The 20,366-nt window shown below is 70.6% G+C and carries 19 protein-coding genes; 5 read left to right on the top strand and 14 right to left on the bottom strand.

Annotated features, from left to right (window positions below; genetic code table 11):
- Positions 1-93: 93 nt before the first annotated feature.
- The 5 genes from LX12_RS02145 to LX12_RS02125 form a co-directional block, all read right to left on the bottom strand.
- Complete coding sequence (locus LX12_RS02145; RefSeq protein ID WP_253652835.1) at positions 94-1,344, bottom strand: amidohydrolase family protein; 1,251 nt, start codon at positions 1,342-1,344, stop codon at positions 94-96.
- Positions 1,341-2,252, bottom strand: coding sequence for an LLM class flavin-dependent oxidoreductase (locus tag LX12_RS02140; RefSeq protein WP_253652834.1), 912 nt, complete (start codon positions 2,250-2,252; stop codon positions 1,341-1,343). Before LX12_RS02140 ends, LX12_RS02145 begins: the two co-directional genes overlap by 4 nt.
- 722 nt (positions 2,253-2,974) lie before the next feature.
- Positions 2,975-3,964: a methylmalonyl Co-A mutase-associated GTPase MeaB gene (gene meaB / locus LX12_RS02135; RefSeq protein ID WP_253652833.1), complete on the bottom strand. Its 990-nt coding sequence runs from the start codon at positions 3,962-3,964 to the stop codon at positions 2,975-2,977.
- Between the two features lie 11 nt (positions 3,965-3,975).
- The gene (scpA, locus tag LX12_RS02130; protein ID WP_253652832.1) at positions 3,976-6,246 is read right to left on the bottom strand and encodes a methylmalonyl-CoA mutase; all 2,271 of its coding nucleotides are present in this window, start codon (positions 6,244-6,246) and stop codon (positions 3,976-3,978) included.
- Positions 6,243-8,162, bottom strand: coding sequence for a methylmalonyl-CoA mutase family protein (locus tag LX12_RS02125; protein ID WP_372504902.1), 1,920 nt, complete (start codon positions 8,160-8,162; stop codon positions 6,243-6,245). Before LX12_RS02125 ends, scpA begins: the two co-directional genes overlap by 4 nt.
- Positions 8,163-8,348: 186 nt before the next feature.
- On the opposite strand from LX12_RS02125, the gene LX12_RS02120 reads away from it, so the two are divergent.
- The 4 genes from LX12_RS02120 to LX12_RS02105 are packed head-to-tail and all read left to right on the top strand — an operon-like array spanning position 8,349 to position 10,866.
- A complete protein-coding gene (locus tag LX12_RS02120) occupies positions 8,349-9,086 on the top strand; it encodes a TVP38/TMEM64 family protein (protein ID WP_253652831.1) in 738 nt (245 codons plus the stop codon).
- Positions 9,087-9,135: 49 nt separating this feature from the next.
- Positions 9,136-9,735 carry a hypothetical protein gene (locus tag LX12_RS02115; protein ID WP_253652830.1) on the top strand — a complete coding sequence of 200 codons (600 nt, stop codon included), beginning with the start codon at positions 9,136-9,138 and terminating at the stop codon, positions 9,733-9,735.
- Positions 9,732-10,289: a hypothetical protein gene (locus LX12_RS02110; RefSeq protein WP_253652829.1), complete on the top strand. Its 558-nt coding sequence runs from the start codon at positions 9,732-9,734 to the stop codon at positions 10,287-10,289. The genes LX12_RS02115 and LX12_RS02110 overlap by 4 nt, the downstream gene beginning before the upstream one ends.
- Before the next feature lie 10 nt (positions 10,290-10,299).
- Positions 10,300-10,866: a chorismate mutase gene (locus tag LX12_RS02105; RefSeq protein WP_253652828.1), complete on the top strand. Its 567-nt coding sequence runs from the start codon at positions 10,300-10,302 to the stop codon at positions 10,864-10,866.
- A gap of 9 nt (positions 10,867-10,875) precedes the next feature.
- On the opposite strand, the gene LX12_RS02100 is transcribed toward LX12_RS02105, so the two are convergent.
- The 3 genes from LX12_RS02100 to LX12_RS02090 all read right to left on the bottom strand — a co-directional run bounded on the left by LX12_RS02100 (position 10,876) and on the right by LX12_RS02090 (position 13,503).
- Positions 10,876-12,078: an SPFH domain-containing protein gene (locus LX12_RS02100; protein ID WP_253652827.1), complete on the bottom strand. Its 1,203-nt coding sequence runs from the start codon at positions 12,076-12,078 to the stop codon at positions 10,876-10,878.
- A gap of 39 nt (positions 12,079-12,117) precedes the next feature.
- Complete coding sequence (locus tag LX12_RS02095; RefSeq protein ID WP_253652826.1) at positions 12,118-12,546, bottom strand: NfeD family protein; 429 nt, start codon at positions 12,544-12,546, stop codon at positions 12,118-12,120.
- Positions 12,547-12,660: 114 nt separating this feature from the next.
- Positions 12,661-13,503, bottom strand: coding sequence for a DUF3097 family protein (locus LX12_RS02090; protein ID WP_253652825.1), 843 nt, complete (start codon positions 13,501-13,503; stop codon positions 12,661-12,663).
- Between the two features lie 111 nt (positions 13,504-13,614).
- Between LX12_RS02090 and LX12_RS02085 the strand changes: the two genes are divergently transcribed.
- Positions 13,615-14,433, top strand: a complete 819-nt coding sequence (locus tag LX12_RS02085; protein WP_505011336.1) for an Rv1486c family protein — start codon at positions 13,615-13,617, stop codon at positions 14,431-14,433.
- Between the two features lie 31 nt (positions 14,434-14,464).
- On the opposite strand, the gene LX12_RS02080 is transcribed toward LX12_RS02085, so the two are convergent.
- The 6 genes from LX12_RS02080 to LX12_RS02055 all read right to left on the bottom strand — a co-directional run bounded on the left by LX12_RS02080 (position 14,465) and on the right by LX12_RS02055 (position 20,359).
- Positions 14,465-15,508 carry a ferrochelatase gene (locus LX12_RS02080; RefSeq protein ID WP_253653159.1) on the bottom strand — a complete coding sequence of 348 codons (1,044 nt, stop codon included), beginning with the start codon at positions 15,506-15,508 and terminating at the stop codon, positions 14,465-14,467.
- 32 nt (positions 15,509-15,540) lie between these two features.
- Positions 15,541-16,374 carry an NADH-dependent enoyl-ACP reductase InhA gene (gene inhA, locus LX12_RS02075; protein WP_253652823.1) on the bottom strand — a complete coding sequence of 278 codons (834 nt, stop codon included), beginning with the start codon at positions 16,372-16,374 and terminating at the stop codon, positions 15,541-15,543.
- A 72-nt stretch (positions 16,375-16,446) separates the two neighbouring features.
- Positions 16,447-17,202 carry a 3-oxoacyl-ACP reductase FabG1 gene (gene fabG1 / locus LX12_RS02070; RefSeq protein ID WP_253652822.1) on the bottom strand — a complete coding sequence of 252 codons (756 nt, stop codon included), beginning with the start codon at positions 17,200-17,202 and terminating at the stop codon, positions 16,447-16,449.
- Positions 17,203-17,269: 67 nt separating this feature from the next.
- A complete protein-coding gene (locus LX12_RS02065) occupies positions 17,270-18,244 on the bottom strand; it encodes a VWA domain-containing protein (RefSeq protein WP_253652821.1) in 975 nt (324 codons plus the stop codon).
- Entirely contained in the window at positions 18,241-19,194 is a 954-nt protein-coding gene (locus LX12_RS02060) for a DUF58 domain-containing protein (RefSeq protein ID WP_253652820.1), read from the bottom strand. Before LX12_RS02060 ends, LX12_RS02065 begins: the two co-directional genes overlap by 4 nt.
- On the bottom strand, positions 19,181-20,359 hold the full coding sequence (locus LX12_RS02055) for an AAA family ATPase (protein ID WP_253652819.1): 1,179 nt from the start codon (positions 20,357-20,359) through the stop codon (positions 19,181-19,183). Before LX12_RS02055 ends, LX12_RS02060 begins: the two co-directional genes overlap by 14 nt.
- Positions 20,360-20,366 lie beyond the last annotated feature (7 nt).

Genomic DNA, 20,366 nt, shown 5'->3' with positions numbered 1-20,366 from the left:
ATCTCCTCTGAAGGTCTAATTACTGCGCTACTAGGTCAGATGACTGAACGGAAGGCAAATGGCGGGATAGCGGGTGATCCTCTCGTCGGACGGTCAAAGTGTTGCCGCGGTAGTCACGGCATCGATGGCGGGGCCCCGCCCTTGCCGCAAGAGCGGCGGGATCGTAGCGAGCGGAGCGTCAAGGCTCCACTCGGAGGGCAGTCGGGCGAGTAGCTCGGGGATGTTAATGCCAAAAAAGTTGGCTGGGGCATCGACCAACAAGTCGCGCTTCTGCGCGTCTGTCAGCCCAGAGTGTTCGCGGATGGCGACAATCGGGTCCGGCCAGGTGCCGTCGTGGTGGGGCCAGTCGGAGGCGAACAACACGCCGCCCAATCCGAGATAGTCCACCGCAGCGGCCAATTGGGGATCGTTCATATCGCCCGACATCACGCAGTTGCGCAAAAATGCATTGACGACGGGCGTCTCCCGCCGTGTTGCGACTAAAGCCATCTTGGCGAGCGTCAAGTCGAGCCGGCTGAACCAGTGAGGCACCCAACCGACATCGCCCTCGAAGAACCCGATCCGCAACCGCGGATGCCGGACGAACAGGTCCGAGTCGAGCACGTGCATTGTCGCAAGCTGATTTTGAAACGAGTAGCCCATTTGCCACTGAACGCGACCTCGCAAGTGCGGGTAAATCGACAGGCAGCGATTGTGGGGATTGACCGCGTGTACGACGAGCGGCACGCCCGCCTCGGCCAGCAGACCGTGCAGTCCATCCAGCGCCGGATCGGCCACCGAAAGATGCTGCTTGTTGAAGATGGGAGGCACCATTACCGCCTGTGCCCCGGCCGATATGGCACGCTCTGCCTCTATTACGGCAGCGGGTATATCCCCGGCCGGAATCACCGCGCCCCATTTGAGCCGCAACGGATTTGTCGAGCAGAGTTCGGCGACCCAGTCGTTGTACACGCGTGCGTAAGCGACCTGAATCCGATCCTCACGCATGTCGGATAGTCCGAGCATCATCGACGGGAAGAGCACGCTGACCGCAATGCCCTGTTCATCCATCAGTGCCAGCCGACGGTGCGGATCGCGCACCCCCTCGTCGACCTCGGTCTCGATGTCGATGTCGAGCCGGCCGCCCTCCTGCACGGCCCCCGGTGTGCTCAGCGTGCCGGTGGACCATTCGATGTTCAGCAACTCGCCGTCGTAATACAGCCGCTCGCGGCCGTCGTCGTCAAGTTCGCGTCGCCAGACCAGGTGCTGGAACTCGGCCGGCATCCGCTCGGACCAGAGATCGAAAGGCTCGACTACATGCGCATCGGCATCAATTATCGGAAGTTTTGTTGCCTTCGTGCTCATTCCGCTAACCTCACAATTTCTGACCGTGCAGCCGCCGACACGACGTCGTCACGTAGCAGTTTAAGTTCGAGGCTCCAGTTCGTAGGCCGATTGTCGGGCACCAGGATGAACTTCGTAACCCCAGCCTTGGCGTGGCCGTCAAGCACCCTACGCAGAGCATCGACGCCGACAGGGCACAGTTCGTCGGGGTCGATCCCAGGATATGCGTGGTCGAGCAAGTCGGCGATTGCCGCGGACCGGGACAGCCTGCCGTAGGGAAGAAGCAGGCCAAAGTGTTCTTTGTCAAATTCTCGGCCCATTTCGGCCGCCTGATTGACAATAAACGCGATCGAATTGCGCGTTTGAAGTGGAGTGGCGAAGCTGGCAAGCCAGCCATCAGAAAGCTTGGCGACGCGACGCAGTTCGGTCTGACTTCGTCCACCCATCCAGAGGTCCGAAATCGCGGCCGCCCCACCATCGGTGACGCAAGTGTCACTAATGTTGAAATATGGCGAGGATGCCGTGACACGGTCCCCGCGAAGTAATGCGCGGATAACGGGCAATGCGGCATCAAACCATGGACCCCTGTGGCGCCGGCCGACATTGAAAGCGGCGTGCTCGGCGTCCTCAGCTGTTCCGAGCCCAAAGATCGGCAAAAGCCGACCGTCGCATAGCTCTGCAATCGTCCACAACGTCTTCGCAAGCTCGACGGGGCTGCGCCCAGGCACGACGGTTATTGAAGTACCAAGACGGATGTTGGATGTGACGGCAGCCGCGTAGGCCAGTGCGGGAAGGGCAGCGGGTGTTGGTCCGGTCAAATGTTCAGACAACCATATTGAATCCCAACCTGTCGCTTCAGCGGAGCGCGCGAACTGAGCGAATTCCGCGCTCGAGGTCCAGGAGACTCCCAGGCCGAGCCCAAGACCCACCCTTACCTGGGTAGTAGCCGCTATCGCTGTCACTGGTCGCGACGCATGACGCGTATTCGGCGAAATCCTTCTACGGGCAAAGGTGTCGGCCGCTCGCGACGGCCGTAGGCAAACCTCGCCACAAGATTCCTCCTTTCGAGTTCAACCGGACCTCGAACCCCGCAACAAGCGAACTCGTGCCAGACCGGTCTGACACTAGAGCCCGTTGTGGTCGTTGTCTCGGCAATCCGGATACTAAGCGTTGCTGACGAGTTGAGCGACCGCCTGACATCTGTGTTCGGAGGTAGTTTCATACGTTCGAGCTACAGGCGCGCGACTCGGCATCGTTCATCTCCGCTCGTTGTTTCGAGCTAGGCGGTGCGCAGGTGCGGGAGATTTCAGCTTGCCGAACCAAGGCGTGAACCGTCGAACGTTCGGGAGCCGTGGGCCTTGCAGCATCGGGAGCTCAAAACTTCAACAGGTTTCCCGCCCCGGAGAGGCCTCGGCCTTGAAAAGGCAGCCTACCTTTGCTTATTGCGTTGCAGAAAGCGAGCCGAATCTGCATTTTCTCCGGCTTTAAAATGCGCGCCAGTTTTTGCACTGCATTCGCTTTCAATTCGCGCGCCGAACGTGGAGCTCTCTGCTAAGCACTCTTTCAGTGCACTTCCGTCGTCTCGGTCTAGTTACCGTCAACGCTGCTCTCGGAGGTGACGTCACGCGGCCCGCTCGGTCGGCGGCCTCAATTAACGCGCGTCGAAGGCCTCGACGATCTGCTGGGCGCCGAGCGCCGGGGTCAGATCCCCCGACCGGACGGCCTCCTCGGCACGCCGGCGTGCCTCGCGCACACCGGGATCGGTGTCGAGGCGGTCGGTGAGGATGTCGGTCACCATCGACCACATCCACCGGACCTGTTGCCGCCGTCGACGCTCGGCGAACTCGCCCGCGTCGGCGAGAACCTGCTTGTGCTGCATCACGGTGTCCCAGAACTCGGTCACCCCGACGTCCTCGAGCGCGCTCATCGTCAGCACCGGCGGGTGCCACAGCGCGTCGTGCGGGTAGAGCAGGTGCAGGGCGCCACGTAGTTCGCGGGCGGCCGAACGGGCGTCCCGTTCGTGCTTGCCGTCGGCCTTGTTCACCACGACGATGTCGGCGAGCTCCAGGACGCCCTTCTTGATGCCCTGCAGGGAGTCACCGGTGCGGGCAAGGGTGAGGAAACAGAAGCTGTCGACCATGTTGGCCACCGTCACCTCGGACTGCCCCACGCCCACCGTCTCCACGATGACGACGTCGTAGCCCGCCGCCTCGAGCACGACCATCGTCTCGCGGGTGGCCTTCGCGACGCCGCCGAGCGTCCCCGACGTCGGCGACGGACGGATGTAGGCGTCGGGGTGGACCGACAGACGGCCCATCCGGGTCTTGTCACCGAGGATCGACCCGCCGGTGCGCGTCGACGACGGGTCGACCGCGAGCACCGCCACCCGGTGACCCTGACCGATGAGGTGCATGCCAAGCGCCTCGATGGTCGTCGACTTGCCCACCCCGGGGACACCGGTGATACCGACGCGGTAGGAGTCGCCGGCGTGCGGGGTCAGCTCGAGCAGCATCTCCTGGGCCGCGGCCCGGTGGTCCGGACGCGTGGACTCCACCAGCGTGATCGCGCGGGCGAGACGGGCGCGGTCGCCGGCCCGGACGGCAGCGGCGAGCTCACCGGGGTCGATCGGGGGTGCGGGCATCGGCGTGTGGGCTACCCCGCCGCGGCGGACAGGTCGTGGCCCAGGGACTCCCCGAGCTTGGTGACGAGCTCGACGGCGCTGTCGGCGATGACGGTGCCGGGCGGGAAGATCGCCGTGGCACCGGCCGCGTACAGGGCGTCGAAGTCGCCGGGCGGGATGACGCCGCCGACGACGATCATGATGTCCTCGCGACCGACCGCCGCGAGGGCGTCCCGCAGGGCGGGCACCAGGGTGAGGTGACCGGCCGCGAGCGAGCTGACCCCGACCACGTGCACGTCGTTGTCGGCCGCCTGACGGGCCACCTCGTCGGGGGTCTGGAACAGCGGGCCCACGTCGACGTCGAAGCCGAGATCGGCGAACGCGGTCGCGATCACCTTCTGGCCGCGGTCGTGTCCGTCCTGGCCCATCTTGGCGATGAGCACACGGGGGCGCCGACCCTCCGCCTCGGCGAAGGCGCGGACGACGGCGGTGGCCGTGTCGATGTTGCCCACCTGGCCGGCCTCCTGTCGGTATACCCCGCTGATGGTGCGGATCTCCGCCTGGTGACGACCGTAGACCTTCTCCAACGCCTCGGAGATCTCCCCGACCGTCGCCTGTCGGCGTGCGGCCTCGATGGCCAGCGCCATGAGGTTGTCGTCGAGCGACCCGCCGCGACCGGTCTGGGCCGCCGCGCGGGACAGGTCGGCGAGCGCACGCTCCACCGCGGCGCCGTCCCGCTCGGACCGCAGCCGGGCGAGCTTCTCGAGTTGCTCGGCGGCGACCTTGCTGTTCTCGACCTTGAGGACCTCGACCTCCTGGTCGGACTCGACCTGGTATTTGTTCACGCCGATCACCGGCTGGCGGCCGGAGTCGATCCGGGCCTGCGTGCGCGCGGCGGCCTCCTCGATGCGCAGCTTCGGGATGCCCTCGTTGATCGCCTTGGCCATGCCGCCGGCCTCGGTGACCTCGGCGATGTGCGCCCTGGCCTTCTCGGCGAGCCGGTGGGTCAGCCACTCGACGTAGTAGGAGCCGCCCCAGGGGTCGATCGGACGGGTGGTGCCCGACTCCTGCTGCAGCAGCAGCTGCGTGTTGCGGGCGATGCGGGCCGAGAAGTCCGTCGGCAGCGCGAGCGCCTCGTCGAGTGCGTTGGTGTGCAGCGACTGGGTGTGGCCCTGCGTCGCGGCCATCGCCTCGACACAGGTGCGGGCGACGTTGTTGAACGGGTCCTGCGCTGTCAGCGACCACCCCGACGTCTGCGAATGCGTCCGCAGGCTCAGCGATTTCGGGTTCTGCGGGGAGAACTGAGCGACCAGCTCGCTCCAGATGAGCCGAGCGGCACGCAGTTTCGCGACCTCCATGAAGAAGTTCATCCCGATGCCCCAGAAGAACGACAACCGCGGTGCGAAGCTGTCGATGTCGAGGCCCGCGTCGAGACCGGCCCGGATGTACTCGACACCGTCGGCGAGGGTGTACGCGAGCTCGAGATCGGCTGTGGCCCCGGCCTCCTGGATGTGGTAGCCGGAGATCGAGATCGAGTTGAACCGCGGCATCCTCTGCGACGTGTAGGCGAAGATGTCGGAGATGATCCGCACCGACGGTTCGGGCGGGTAGATGTAGGTGTTGCGGACCATGAACTCCTTGAGGATGTCGTTCTGGATGGTCCCGGCGAGCTTCTCCGGCGGCACGCCCTGCTCCTCGGCGGCCACCACGTAGAGCGCGAGGATCGGCAGCACCGCGCCGTTCATGGTCATCGACACCGAGACCGACCCGAGGTCGATCCCGTCGAACAGCTGGCGCATGTCGAGGATCGAGTCGATGGCGACGCCCGCCATGCCGACGTCACCGGCGACGCGCGGGTGGTCGGAGTCGTATCCACGGTGGGTGGCGAGGTCGAACGCGACCGACAGTCCCTTCTGGCCCGCCGCCAGGTTGCGCCGGTAGAACGCGTTGGACTCCGCCGCCGTCGAGAACCCCGCGTACTGCCGGATCGTCCAGGGCTGGTTGACGTACATCGTGGGGTACGGCCCGCGCAGGAACGGCGTCGCGCCGGGCACCGTGTCGATCGGGAAGCCCTCCGCGGCCACCTCGTCGCGGTGGGCGCGCGTGAACACCGGCGGCACCTCGATGCCCTCGGGCGTGGTCCACGAGATCTGGTCGGTGGTGTAGCCGTGCGCGCTCGCGGCCGCCGCGGCGAGCGCGTCGGCGTCGCCGGGACCCGGCGGGGTCGCCGTGTCGGTGGTCTCGTCGGCGAGGGGCACGTCGGCGAAGCTGCCGATGCCGTGCTCGGTGTCGTGTGTCGTCATGCCGGGACCCCCGCGGTGTCGGCGTCCTGCGCGGTCAGCAGGTCGAGGATGTCGGTCAGCGCCGCCACGGCGTCGATGCCGAGGGACAGGAACCCGTCGGGTCGGCGATCGCCCTCGAGGTCGGCGACGGCCTTCTCGGTGCCCGCCAGGAGCACCCGGGTCACCCCGGCGGCCCGGAGCGCGGCCACGGTGTCTCCGGCCTCGGTCGCGTAGCGCTTGTCCGTCCCGCAGACCACCGCGACCGGCGATCCCGTGTCCGCGACGGCTGCGGCGAGGTCGGCACCGGGCCCGGGGTCGATGACTCCGACACCGCCGGCGCCGAGGAGGTTGGTGGTGAAGGTGGTGCGGGGGGTGTACTCGGCGAGGCTGCCGAGCGGGGCCAGCAGCACCGTGGGTCGGGACCCGGTCGCGGCGAGGTGGGCGTCGGACCGGTCGCGCAGGGTCTCGAACGGCTCGGCGTGACGGGCGACGGGACGGGCCGCCGACGGGGCGGCCGTGGGCAGGGGTTTCTCGGCCACGTCGGGGAACTCGCTCACCCCGGTGATGGCGTGCCGCCGGTGCGCGACGTCGTCGGCCCGGCGGTCACGGACCGCGGCGATGGCGGCGGCGAGCTCGCCGGAGGCGAGGGCCTCGCGGTAGCCGCCCTGTGCCTCGATGCCGGTGAACACGTCCCACGCCGCGCGTGCCGTGGCGTCGGTCAGGGACTCGACGTACCAGCTGCCGGCAGCCGGGTCGAGCACACGCCCGAGGTGGGACTCCTCCAGCAGCAGCAGTTGGGTGTTGACGGCCATGCGGTGGGCGAACGACCGGGACACCCCGAGCGCGCCGGGCGGCAGTGCCGAGTCGAACGGCGCGACGGTCACCTGGTCCGCCCCGCCGAGTCCGGCGCCGAACGCCGCGAGCGTGGTCCGCAGCATGTTCACCCACGGGTCACGCCGGGTCATCATCGCGGCCGACGTCACCGCATGGGTCGGGGCGTCGCCGTGGTCGGGTGCACCGAGCACCTCGGCGACCCGGGCCCAGACCCGGCGTGCGGCACGGAACTTGGCGATGGTCTCGAACTGCTGGTCGGTGGCGGCGAACCGGAACGCGATCGTGTCGAGGACGTCGGCGATCGACAGCCCCGCCTCGACCGCCATCCGGACATGGGTCAGTCCGGCGGCGATCGCGGCCCCGATCTCCTGCGCGTCGGAGGCGCCCGCGTCGTGGAAGACGGTGGCGTCGACGACGAGTGCGCGGATCTCCTCGGGCCGCGCGACGGCCGCCCGGGTCAGGGCGATCGCCTCGTCGTGGGTGACCGCGTCGACGCCGGCGAACTGCGCGGTGAGGGTGTCGACGCCCAGCGTGATCCGGGTGGTGCTCGCGTCGGGTGCCGGTGCGGAGCCGGATGTGGGTGCGGCCGCGCGCTCGTCGAGGAGGTCGAAGAGCGCGTGCGCGGCCGCCGTGGTGTGCGGTCCGGCGTCGAGGGTGAGCGGAGCGAGGTCGAGCAGGACGCCGTCGAGGATGCGGGTCAGGTCGCCGGGGTCGGCGGTCGGCGTCAACCACAGCGCGCTGGTGCCGGTGGTGAGTGCCTCGAGGATCGCGGCGTTCGTGTCCGCGGGATCGGCGTCGAGCGCGCCGAGACGTGTGGTGACGTGCCAGCCGCGCATGACGTCACGGGTGGCCTCACGGCCCCGGACGAAGGGGAACCCGCCCGGCAGCGGCGGTTCGGGGAGCTCGTCGGCCCGTGTGTAGAGCGGGTCGATGACCGTGCCGTCGTAGGTGGTCGTCTGCAGGTGCGCCGCCGCGGGCCGGCTGATCTGGTCGGCCTCGGTGCGCCGCGCCTTGGCGAGCACGCCGGCGACCGCGTCGTCCCAGGCCTGGCGTGCGGCCCGCAGGTCGACGTCGGGGGCGGAGGCGTCGGATGGTGGGGGCACGGCGAACTCCCTGTCCTCGGCGACGGTCGGGCGACCGTCGTGTCCGGCTCCGGCGGGCGCGGGGGGTCGTCCGCCGGATCCGGTGCTGCACCTGTGTCTTACCGCATACCGGGGTGAGACGGCCATCACACCCGTGTGAACGCTCGGTCGGGAGCTGCCCCGGCGTCGGCGGGTAGCCTCGCCCGCGTGATCCGGGCGGCGCGCAGATGGTGGGGACCGATCGCCCTGGCGGTCGTGTTCATCGCCGCGCTGATCGTCGTCGCGGTGGTCGGACTGCCGGGCGTCGACCGCTTCCGTGCATGGTCGGACTCGCTCGGACCCTGGTTCGTGGTCGTCTTCTTCCTCGCCTATGCGGTGATCACGGTCGCCCCGATCCCCCGCACCGTGTTCACCCTCTCGTCCGGCGTCCTCTTCGGTCCGGTGACGGGTCTCGTGGTGGCGCTCGGTGCCACGATGATCGCCGCGGTCGCCTCGTTCCTGCTGGTCCGCTCGATCGGTCGGGATGTCGTCGCGCCTCGACTCACCCACCCCGCGGTGCGCGCGGTCGACGCCCGCCTGGCCCGGCGCGGGTGGCTCGCGGTCGGGTCACTGCGGTTGATCGCTCCCGCACCCTTCTCGGTCATCAACTATTGCGCCGCGCTCTCGCGGATCCGTCTGATCCCGTACACCGTCGCGACGGCGGTGGGCATCCTGCCCGGCACCGTCTCGGTGGTGGTGCTCGGCAGCGTCCTGTCGGGCAGCGCGCACCCGGCGGGTCTGGCGATCTCGATCGCCGGCGTGGTGCTGGGGGTCGTCGGTCTCGGCGTCGACTCGCTCACACCGGTGCGCGACGACGAGCACGGCGTCAAGGCTTCGGACTCGACAGCCCAGGGTCAGGTCGACGGGCTTGACACAGGCGCCGCGGTCACCGCGGACCGTCCGTGAAAGCCTGACGGCTTGAAGTCACAGAGTAAACCCGAGTAGCTTGACCGGTGTGTACGTTCTGACGGTCGACCAGCGCCGGAGCCGGCGCGACCGTGACCGCGTGCCCGAACTGGTCGAGCGTTTCGCCGACGCCCCCCTCCTCCGCGGCTTCGACCGCACCGCCGGCGACGAGGTGCAGGCGGTCGCCGACGATCCCGGCGTCGTCGTCGACGTCGTCCTCGACCTGGTGGCGCTCGGCGGGTGGAGCATCGGCGTCGGGGTGGGCGCCGTCGAACACCCCCTGCCCTCGGTCACCCGCGCCGGACGCGGTCGCGCGTTCGAGGCGGCCCGCGACGCGGTCACCCGGGCCAAACGGGCGCCGGGCAACGTGAGCGTCGCCGGGGGCGACCCGGCTCGCTCCGCCGACGCCGCGGCGGTGCTCGCCCTGCTGGCGATCGTCGTCGCGAGACGGTCCGACGAGGGCCATCAGGCGGTGGCCCGCATCCGGGCCGGGGCGTCGCAGAGCGACATCGCCGACGAACTGGGCATCAGCAAGCAGGCCGTCTCGCAGCGACTCTCCGTCGCCGAGTGGCAGGCGGAACGGGACGGCCGCGTCGCCGCGATCCATCTCGTGGCCGCGGCGGACTCGGCGGCCGGGGGTCCGCGATGACGGTCACGGTGGTGTGTCTCGCGGTGTGCGCGGCGGTCGCCGTCCTGTCGACCCTCCCGCACGGTCGCTTCCTGCGCACCGCGGCGGTGGTGGTCGCGACGGTCACGCTGGCGACGGCGGCCGTCGCCGCCGCGGTCGTCTCTCCCGCCGAGGGGTCGACGCGCGGGGTCGTGGTCACCCTCGTCGTCGTGATCGCGGCGTTCGGCGGGGTGGGGCTGGTCCCCCTGGTGTTCGACCTCGTCGAGGTCGACCACCGTGACCACCGACCGGCGGAGGAACCGGGAGCCGCGGCCACAGACGACGACACCACCGCCCTGCGTTCTCGGCCGCTGCGGGGCGGACGGGTCATCGGTGTGCTCGAACGCGTCGCGGTCGTCGGGGCCCTCGTCGCGGGATGGCCGGAGGGGATCGCGGTCGTCCTCGCCGTGAAGGGCCTCGCCCGCTACCCCGAGATCCGTGACCAGCACGCCGGCGAGCAGTTCATCATCGGCACCTTCGCCTCGGTGCTGTGGGCCGTCGCCGCCGCCGGTGTCGCCCGACTCGCCCTCACCTGAGGAGACCCCCGTGCCCCGTCACCTGCCCGCCGTCGTCGCGACGGTCGCCGCGGCGCTCGTCGCGACGGCCCCGTCGGCCGCGGCCACCCCGCACCGTCACGTCACGCTCGGCGCCCTGACCGGGATCGTCGCCGATCGCCTCGCCACCGCCGACACCGTCGCCGCCGCGAAGTGGCGGACGGGGACGCCCGTCGACGACCCCGCCCGCGAGGCGCAGGTCATCGCGGCGGCCGTCGCCGCTGGACGAACCGCAGGACTCGACCCGGCCCGGGTGATGACCGTCGTCCGCGACCAGATCGAGGTGGGCAAGGCCGTGCAGCGGACGCTCCTCGCGCTGTGGCGCACCGTGCCCGCGACCGCCCCGACGGCACCGGCCGACCTGGCCGACGTCCGACCGCGGATCACCGCACTCACCGGCGACCTCGTGTCGGGACTGGCCCGCGACGACGCCACGCTCCGGGCACCCGGGTGCCTCGCGGAGGTGGCCGCCGCGGTCGCGACCACCACGGCGACCCACCGGCTCGACCCGTTGCACGCCGTGGCGCTCGCGTCGGCGTCGAGATCACTCTGCCGCTGACCGACCCGATCAGGCCGTCGGTGCCGCGCTGTCCGACGAGTCGGAGCCGCCGCCGACCGCGGGGACGTCCGACGCGGCCCCGATGCCCGGCTTGGCCGGTCGGCTCTCCATCTCCGGGGCGACGGGCGTGCGTGCGACCGCCTCGGCCTCGGCGACGGCCTGTGCCACCTTCGGATCGGGGGCGAGGTCGAACCAGTCGTCGACCTCGGAGTCGTCACCCGACGTCGTCGTGGCCGTGTCCTGCGGCGGCTCGTAGCGGAACACGCCGTCATCGCCCTGGTTCGCGAACGAGCGCGCGAAACCCTGCAGCGCCGAACCGAAGTCGGACGGCACCACCCACACGGAATTGCCCTCGCCCGCCGCCATCTCGGGCAGCTTCTGCAGGTACTGGTAGGCCAGCAACTCCGGGGTCGGCCGGCTCGCCTTGATCGCCGCGAACACCTTCTCGATCGACTTGGCCTCGCCCTGGGCGTTCAGGTACTGCGCGGCCCGGTCACCCTGCGCCCGCAGGATCCGGGACTGGCGGTCCGCCTCGGCGGCGAGGATCGCGGCCTGCTTCGCACCCTCGGCCGCGAGGATCTGGCTCTGCTTGTTGCCCTCGGCGGTCTTGATCGACGACTCCCGCTGACCCTCGGCGGTGAGGATCATCGCGCGCTTCTCACGGTCGGCCTTCATCTGCTTCTCCATCGACTCCTGGATCGACGGCGGCGGCATGATGCTCTTCAACTCGACCCGGGCCACCCGCAGGCCCCACCGGCCGGTCGCTTCGTCCAACACCCCGCGCAGCTGCGCGTTGATGGAGTCGCGGGAGGTCAGCGTCTCCTCCAGCGTCATGCCGCCGACGACGTTGCGCAGCGTCGTGGTGGCCAACTGCTCCACACCGATGATGTAGTCGTTGATCTCGTAGACCGCCGACTGCGGCACGGTCACCTGGAAGTAGACGACCGTGTCGATCGACAGCGTCAGGTTGTCCTCGGTGATCACCGGCTGCGGCGGGAACGACACCACCTGTTCCCGCAGGTCCACGCGGGCGCGGATCCGGTCGACGAACGGCACCAGCAGCGTGAGCTGACCCGACACGGTCTTGGTGTACCGCCCCAGCCGCTCGATGACCGCGGCCTCGGCCTGCGGGATCAACGCGACCGACCGGAACAGGATGACGAACGCCAGCAGCACCACCACCGCGACGACGACGATCACTCCGACTTCCATGGCACGCTCCTACTCCCGACCGGTCGACGACCGGTCACATCAGGACTTCCAGACGACCGCGGTGGCCCCGTCGATCTGCATGACCATCACGTCCTCCCCCTCGGCGAACACGTCGCCGGAGTGCAGTGGACGGGCCGACCAGATCGACCCGTCGAGACGCACCTGACCACCGTGCGCGTCCACGGTCGTCGTCACCACGGCGGTCTTCCCCTGCAACGCCTCGGCGTTCGTCGCGAGCGTCGGCCGACGCAACAGGTGTCGCCTGGCGACCGGCCGCACACCGGCCAGCAACAACACGCTCACGGCCGCGAACACGACGGCGTCCACGACGACCGGGAGGTCGGTGAGCGCGGCGGTGCCCGAGGCGGCGATCGCCCCACCGGCCAGCATCAGCAGCACCAGTTCGCCGCTGAGCGCCTCGGCACCGACCAGGACGAGCGCCGCGATCAGCCAGATGATCGCAGCCATGCCTCCATCGTGCCAGAGACCAGACGCCCGTCCAGGTCTCGCACGCACCGCCCGTCGGACGGTGGCTCGGCGGCCGTCGTCGGCGACTGCCTACCCGGCGCCGCTCGCGACTGCCTACCCGTCGCCGCTCGCGGCGGTCACGAAATCGATGAGCTCCTCGACACTGCGCAGCACCTCCACCCGCATGTCGCGGTAGTCGGAGACGGCGCGGTTCACCCGTCGCCACCCCTCGGTCGGTGTGCCCCACCCCAACCGACGGCAGACCCCGGCCTTCCACTCCTCCGAGCGGGGTACGCGGGGCCACTCGGCGATGCCGAGCACCTCGGGCTTCACGGCCTCCCAGATGTCGACGAACGGGTGCCCGCACACCAGCACGTGCGGGCCGACCTCGCGGGTCAGCCTGCTCTCCTTGCTGCCCGCGACGAGGTGGTCGACGAGCACGCCCGCACGCCGCGACGGGCCCGGCGCGAAGTCGGCGAGGACGTCGTCGAGGTTGTCGAGGCCGTCGAGCCCCTCCACCACCACGCCCTCGGCGCGCAGGTCGTCACCCCAGATGCGTTCCACCAGTGCGGCGTCGTGGATCCCCTCGACGAAGATGCGGCTCGCGCGGGCCACCCGTGCCCGTGACGACGCCGGGGCGACCGAGCCCGACGCGGTGCGGGCCGGGGCCGCAGCCCGCGCGACCGGCCGGCGCAGGGTCACCGGTGCGCCGTCGATGAGGAACGCCGACGGACGCATCGCGAAGATGCGGGTGGCACCGCGCCGGTCCTCCAGACGCACGTGGTCGCCGTCGTAGCCCTTCTCGAAACCCACGACGGCGCCGCAGAAGCCGGTCGCGGCGTCCTCGACGACCAGGTCCCGCTCCGCGTCGACGACGGGCACCGCGGGCGCCGACCGGGCGCGGCGGGCCCCTGCGTCGAGGACGTCGAAGCCGTAGCGGTCGTCGGAGAAACCCATGACGCGACCGTAGGAGGTCGGCGCGGCGGCGCCCCGGTGCCACGCCGGACCGTGGACGGCGTCACACTCCCACCGCCGCGGACCGTCGCTATCGTGGCCGGGGTGAGCGAGATGACCGACCACGTCGCGGAAGCCGGGCTCCCGGCCGTCGCCGCGCTGGCCACCTGGGGCTCGGTGTGGCGTGCCGGCCTCTGCTCCCCGGACGACGTCGTCGACGCCCTGGCCGACGTGGCGCCCGCGCACCGCGTGGTGGCCGCCGACCCCGACGCTGCCGCCGTCGTCGACCTGACCGCCGCCGAGGTCGGCACCGGGGTGCTGTTGCGCGCCGTCCGCCGCGCCGCGCGACTGCGCGTACTGCTGCCCGCTCCCGGTGACACGCTCGGGCTCACCGGCGCGCCGCTCGGGTCTGCGCTGGACGCCGGCGCGGTGCTCGTCCTGTGGCTCGGCGACCTCTCCGACGAGGCGGTCGGGGTCTACGCCCGCACGGTGGGACCGGGCTCGGTGACGTGGACGGTGCGATCGCTGGGGAGCGTGGTGCGCCTGCCCGACCGCGATCTGGGCGAGGCCGAGCTCCTGATGAAGGAGGCCGTCCGCGACGCCACCGCGCTGCTCACGCGTGTCGGGGGGATCGAGTCGGGCGACGGGTCCGCATCGGATCTACGCATGCGTCTTGCCGCGCGGACCCGGACGGAGATGCTCGACGTGCCACCGGACGCGGGCGACCGGGTGGTGCGGGTGATCGGCCAGACCGCGCAGATCGCCGCCATCCTCCACCTCGCCGCCGCGGCACGGCCCCGCACGGGGCTGTCCTCGACAGGTCAGGGCAGCGTCGAGAGCGCCCTCGACGATCTGCACCGGACGGTCCGCACCGCGCGGATGACCGCGCTCAACGCCGTTGTCGCGGAATCGGATCGGGCACCACGCCGATAGACGCGCCGCCGCGGTCCGCGCGCTCGACCGGTCAGGACGGGCGCTGGGGCCGGACGAGGGGGCAGCAGCCCTCGACGCATCGCCGACCGTTGTCGGTGCAGCCCATCCCGGTGCTCTCCGTCGACGCGCCGGCGAGTTGGTCGCGGATCAGCTCCACGATCATCGACACGTACCGGGGGTCGGTTCCGACGGTCGCCGCACGCGCCATGGGCATGCCCAGTTCGTCGGCCTTCTCGGCGGCCTCGGTGTCGAGATCCCACACCACCTCGAGGTGGTCGGAGACGAAGCCGACCGGCGCGACGACCGCGCCGGGGGCGCCGTCGGCGTGGATCGCCTCGAGGTGGTCGACGATGTCCGGTTCGAGCCACGGGACCTGCGGCGGACCGGACCGCGACTGCCACACGACGTCGTGGTCGTCGACGCCGGCCGCGGCGGCGACCGCCGCGGAGGCCGCGGTGACCTGGCGGCTGTAGAGGTGTCCGCCCTCGGCGGGAGGCCCTGCCACCGCGTCGGCCGCCGACGGCACCGAGTGCGCGGTGAAGACGACACGTGCCGTCGACCGCACGTCCTCGGGCAACCGCTCGCGGGCGGCGCGCAGGGCGTCGGCGCCGGCCTCGATCATCTCCGGCCGGTCCCAGTAGTGCGGCAGCTTCCGCAGCGTCATCGGGTCGTCAACGGAGGCGGGACGCCGCTCGGCGAGCGCGGACAGCGCGCGCCCGATGTCCTCGTGGTACTGCGCGCACCCCGAGTAGCCACCCCACGCCGACGTCGGGAACACCAGCACCCGACGGTGGCCGGCGTCGAACATCTCCACCACGGTGTCCTCGACCATCGGGTGCCAGTTGCGGTTGCCGAAGAACACAGGCAGGTCGATCGCGTTGTCCCGCAACGCCGTCCGCAACCGGTCGATGATGTCGAGGTTGAGCCGGTTGATCGGCGACACGCCGCCGAAGTGCATGTAGTGCTCGGCGACCGACGCCAGCCGTTCGCGGGGCACACCACGACCGCGGGTCACGTTCTCCAGGAACGGCATCACGTCGTCGGGCCCGTCGGGGCCACCGAACGACAGCACCATCACCGCGTCGAACGGCGCGGTCCCCGGGTCGGTCACGAGCCGAAGCTCTCCGGGAACCAGGTGTTGTGGCTCGCGCCGCCGTCGACGTACACGATCGATCCCGTCGTCCCGGGCAGCCAGTCGGAGAGCAACGCGCACACCGACTTCGCGACGACGGTGGGGTCGTCGACGTCCCAGCCGATGGGCGACGCGCCGTCCCAGTACTCGTTGAGCATGGTGAGCTGCCTGGCGTCGTCGGTGGCGGTGCCGGCGATGGCCTTGGCGGCGAGCGTCTTGATGGGGCCGGCCGCGACCAGGTTCGAGCGGATCTTCTTGGCCTCGCCCACCTCCCGCGCGACGTAGCGGTTGACCGACTCCAGCGCCGCCTTGGCGACGCCCATCCAGTTGTAGTACGGCATGGCGGTGCGCGGGTCGAAGTCCATCCCGACGATCGACCCGCCCTCGTTCATCACCGGCAGCACGGCGCGGGCCAGGGACGCGTAGCTCCAGGCCGAGATCTCGAACGCCTTGGCCGCGTCGGGGCCGGGACCCTCCAGGAACGGCTTGGCGTCGGGACCCATCAGCGTGCGCGGTGCGAACGCGATCGAGTGCATGACGCCGTCGACGCCCTGCGGGGCGAGCTCGCGGACCTTGTCGGCCAGGGCCGCGAGGTCCTCCTCGTTCGTGATGTCGAGTCCGATCGCCGGCGGCACCTCCTTCGGGAGCCGTCGGGCGATGCGGTCGATGAGTCGCAGTCGCTCCGGGATGCCGGTGATGATGACCGTCGCCCCCTGCTCCTGCGCCATGGCCGCGGCGTGGAACGCGATGGAGGCATCGGTGATGATGCCGGTGATCAGTACGGTCTTGCCCTCGAGCAGTCCGCTCATGGCTGTCCCCTCACGTCGGTGTGGTCGCGGCGGGATGGGCTGCCGCGTCGGTCGTCTCGGTGGTCGGAAGTGTCAGTGCCCCATGCCCAGGCCGCCGTCGACCGGGATGACGGCACCGGAGACGTAGGCGGAGTCCTCGGACGCCAGCCAGCTCACGACGGCGGCGACCTCCTCGGCGCTGCCGGTCCGGCCGGCCGGGATGATCTTGGTGACCTGCTCGCGGTACTCGTCGGGCAGGGCCGCGGTCATGTCGGTGTCGATGAACCCCGGTGCGACGACGTTCGCGGTGATGGACCGGGTGCCCAGCTCCCGGGTGAGCGACCGCGCCATGCCGATGAGCCCGGCCTTGGACGAGGCGTAGTTGATCTGCCCCGGCGTGCCCATCGTCGCCACGGCCGAGCCGAGGAAGATGAAGCGGCCGAACCGCTTGCGCAGCATCGACCGACACGCCGCCTTCGCGACACGGAACGAGCCGGTGAGGTTGGCGTCGAGAACCTTCTCGAACTGCTCCTCGGACATCCGCATCAGCAGGGTGTCGTCGGTGGTGCCCGCGTTGGCGACGAGCACCTCGACGGGACCCTGGTGTTCCTCGATCTCGGCGAACGCGCGGGCGACGGCCGCGGAGTCGGTCACGTCGCACTGGACGCCGAACAGGCCCTCGGGGGCACCGGACGACCGGTGGGTCACCGCGACACGGTGGCCGTCCTCGGACAGTCGCCGGGCGATCGCGAGGCCGATGCCCCGGTTGCCGCCGGTCACGAGGACCGACCGGGAGGGTCCGCCAGAGCGGGTGGTGGCGGGGGGCTGCTGGGACGCGGTCTCTGCCATGCCGGTCAACCTATCGCCTGCGCACGGGCCCGACGACACCGCGGTCGGCGAGTGGAGCGACCTTCGCTCACGGCAACCGGCGGTTCATGGCGATCGCGCCGATCGCCGCGATGATGACCAGGATCGTGCCGGCGATGACCCACGGTCGCGAGTTGTCGCCGCGCTGCGTCTCGAAGCCGATCTGCTCCTGCAGGGTGTCGTAGACGCGGGTGAGCTCGTCCAGGGTCGACGCGGTGAAGAACTCGCCACCCGAGAGGTTCGCGATCCGTTCCAGGGAGGCGTCGTCGACGGGCACCGGGATGCGGTCGCCCTCGAGATCGACGGTGCCGGTAAGGGTCCCGAACGAGATCGTGTTGACCGGGATCTTCTCCTCCTTCGCCTTGCGGGCGGCGGTGAAGGCCCCGCGCGGGTCGTCGGGGTCGTCGGGGACGGTCTCCTTGCCGTCGGACTCGAGCACGATCCGCGCCGGCGGGGCGCCCTTGTCGCCGCCGAGCACGGCGTTGAGCGTCTTGATCTGCTCGATCGCGGCGAAGATGCCCTCGCCGGTGGCCGTCTTGTCGGCGAGTTGCAGCTTGTCGACGGCGGCCTTGGTGGCGTCGTGGTCGGGCGTGGGCGACACGAGCGTCGCCGCGGTCCCGGCGAACGAGATCAGTCCGAGGTTGATGCCGTCGGTGAGGTCGTCGGCGAACTTCTTCGCGGCCTGCTGGGCGGCCTGGATGCGGGACGGCGCGACGTCGGTGGAGTTCATCGACCGCGACACGTCGATCACGAGGATCACGGTGGCCTTGTTGCGGGGAACCCGTCGGTCGGCCTGCGGGCCGGCCAACGCGACGGTCAGCAGGATCAACCCGACCAGCATCAGCGCGATCGGCACGTGGACGAACCGGTTGCGCTGCGGCGGGACCACCGTGTCGAGCAGTTCGAGGTTCGCGAACGTCACCGCCCGGGCGTGCCGACGCCGCTGCATGTAGACGTACCCCGCGGCGAGAGCCGCGACGGCGAGCAGCAACAACAGCCACCACGGGGTGGCGAGATCGATCATCGTGCGGCCCCGGCCACGGCGCCGGCGTGGAGCCCGCGACGTCGGCGGGCGACGAACCGCACGACGTCGGCGATCCAGTCGCGGTCGGTACGCAGGCTCATCGTGGGTGCACCGCACGTGCGCAGCACCCGATGCACGTCGGCCTGATGCGCGGCCGCGGCGCGCGCGTAGTCGGTGCGGACCTTCTCGGTGACGGTCAGCTCCCGCACCTGCCCGCTCTCGGCGTCACGCAGGATGATCTCGCCCACGGCGGGCAGCTCGAGGTCCCGGGGGTCGAGCACCTCGACGCCGAGGACCTCGTGATGGCCGGCGACGGCCCGCAACGGACGGTCCCAGTCGATCGGGCCGAGGAAGTCGCTGACGACGACCGCGAGGCCGCGGCGACGCTGCGGCCGCCGCAGCGCGTCGACGGCCCCCGCGAGGTCGCCGCGCACACCCTCGGAGCTGCGACGGGTGGACGCGATGGTCGCCAGCAGCGACATCGCGTGCGGTCGGCCCGACCGTGCGGGCACCCGCACGATGTGGTCGCCGGTCGCGACGATCGCACCGATCCGGTTGCCGCCGCCCAGCGTCAGGTGCACGATCGCCGAGCACGCGGCGACGGCGAGGTCGCGCTTGGTCCCGCCGGTGGTGCCGAAGTCGAGGCTGGCGGACATGTCGACCACCAGCCACGTCTCGAGCTCGCGGTCGGCGACCATCTGGCGCACGTGCGGGTGCGTGGTGCGGGCCGTGACCGACCAGTCCATGCGTCGGACGTCGTCACCGGGCTGATAGGGACGCGCCTCGCCCGGCTCGGACCCCGGTCCCGGGATGAGCCCCAGATGGTCCCCCTGCAGCACGCCGTCGAGCTTGCGGCGGACGGTGAGCTCGAGGGTCTTGAGCGCCGCGGTCAGGGTCGGGTCGTCGAGGGATCCGCCGCCGAACGACGGAAGGCGGTCAGCCTCGGCCATCGGCGACCGGGGCGGGTGGTGGGCTCGGGACGGCCGGAGGCGTGTTCTGCGGATACGGCTGCGGCGGCGCGCCGTACGGGACCGCGGGGCCGGGCACGGCCGGACGCTGTTGCCCGTTCTGGCTGGGCGGCGGGCCGCCCACGGGCTGCGACGCGACCTGCGGGAGCCCGACGGTCTGCAGGATGCGCGTGATGACACGGTCCGCGTCGACCTCGTCGGCCAGCGCGTCGTAGCTGAGCACGAGCCGGTGGCGCAGCACGTCCGGGATGATCTCGACCACGTCGGTGGGGATCACGTAGTCGCGACCGCGCACGAGGGCCAGGGCGCGGGCCGCGGCGACGATGCCGAGGGTCGCGCGCGGCGACGCACCGTAGGCGAGCCACCCCGCGACGTCGGTGAGCCCGACCGTCTCCGGACGCCGGGTCGCGGTGATGACCCGCACGACGTAGTCGACGAGAGCGTGGTGGACGAACACGGTCGACGCGAGGTCCTGCAGTCGGACCGTCGCGGCGGGGTCGAGCACCTGGTGTGCCTGCGGCGGGCGGGTGCCCATCCGGTAGACGATCTCTCGCTCCTCCTCCACCGACGGGTAGTCGACGAGCACCTTGAACAGGAAGCGGTCGCGCTGGGCCTCGGGCAGCGGGTAGACGCCCTCGTTCTCGATGGGGTTCTGCGTCGCCATGACCAGGAACGGGTCGGGCATGGGGAAGGTCTCGCCGCCGATGGACAGGTGCCGCTCGGCCATCACCTCGAGCAGCGCCGACTGCACCTTGGCGGGCGCGCGGTTGATCTCGTCGGCGAGCAGGAAGTTCGCGACCACCGGACCGAGCTCGGTGTCGAAGGACTCCCGACCCTGGCGGTAGATGCGCGTGCCGATGAGGTCGGTCGGCACCAGGTCGGGGGTGAACTGCACGCGCGAGAACGACCCGCCGATCACGCGGGCGAAGGTCTCGACCGCGAGCGTCTTGGCGACACCGGGGACACCTTCGAGGAGGATGTGACCCCGGGCGAGCAGCCCGACGAGGATGCGCTCGACGAGGGCGTCCTGCCCGACGATCACGCGCTTCACCTCGAACATGGCCCGTTCGAGGAGCTTCACGTCGGCGTCGGTGAGACCCCCGTCCTGTTCCGTCCGGGTCCCGCCACCGTCGTGCGTCTGGGTCACGCGCTCT

Origin of the sequence: Williamsia serinedens (assembly GCF_024171725.1) — a bacterium.
Taxonomy (GTDB): Bacteria; Actinomycetota; Actinomycetes; order Mycobacteriales; family Mycobacteriaceae; genus Williamsia_A; species Williamsia_A serinedens.
Note: the sequence above shows the minus strand (reverse complement) of the source record. Positions and strands in the feature narration are given on the sequence as shown.

Bases quoted from the DNA above. Each gene is read 5' to 3' on its own strand.
- LX12_RS02145 (WP_253652835.1), bottom strand. From the start codon at position 1,344: ATGAGCACGAAGGCAACAAAACTTCCGATAATTGATGCCGATGCGCAT.
- meaB (WP_253652833.1), bottom strand. From the start codon at position 3,964: ATGCCCGCACCCCCGATCGACCCCGGTGAGCTCGCCGCTGCCGTCCGG.
- scpA (WP_253652832.1), bottom strand. From the start codon at position 6,246: ATGACGACACACGACACCGAGCACGGCATCGGCAGCTTCGCCGACGTG.
- LX12_RS02110 (WP_253652829.1), top strand. From the start codon at position 9,732: ATGACGGTCACGGTGGTGTGTCTCGCGGTGTGCGCGGCGGTCGCCGTC.
- LX12_RS02100 (WP_253652827.1), bottom strand. From the start codon at position 12,078: ATGGAAGTCGGAGTGATCGTCGTCGTCGCGGTGGTGGTGCTGCTGGCG.
- LX12_RS02095 (WP_253652826.1), bottom strand. From the start codon at position 12,546: ATGGCTGCGATCATCTGGCTGATCGCGGCGCTCGTCCTGGTCGGTGCC.
- LX12_RS02090 (WP_253652825.1), bottom strand. From the start codon at position 13,503: ATGGGTTTCTCCGACGACCGCTACGGCTTCGACGTCCTCGACGCAGGG.
- LX12_RS02085 (WP_505011336.1), top strand. From the start codon at position 13,615: ATGACCGACCACGTCGCGGAAGCCGGGCTCCCGGCCGTCGCCGCGCTG.
- LX12_RS02080 (WP_253653159.1), bottom strand. From the start codon at position 15,508: ATGGTGCTGTCGTTCGGTGGCCCCGACGGGCCCGACGACGTGATGCCG.
- inhA (WP_253652823.1), bottom strand. From the start codon at position 16,374: ATGAGCGGACTGCTCGAGGGCAAGACCGTACTGATCACCGGCATCATC.
- fabG1 (WP_253652822.1), bottom strand. From the start codon at position 17,202: ATGGCAGAGACCGCGTCCCAGCAGCCCCCCGCCACCACCCGCTCTGGC.
- LX12_RS02065 (WP_253652821.1), bottom strand. From the start codon at position 18,244: ATGATCGATCTCGCCACCCCGTGGTGGCTGTTGTTGCTGCTCGCCGTC.
- LX12_RS02060 (WP_253652820.1), bottom strand. From the start codon at position 19,194: ATGGCCGAGGCTGACCGCCTTCCGTCGTTCGGCGGCGGATCCCTCGAC.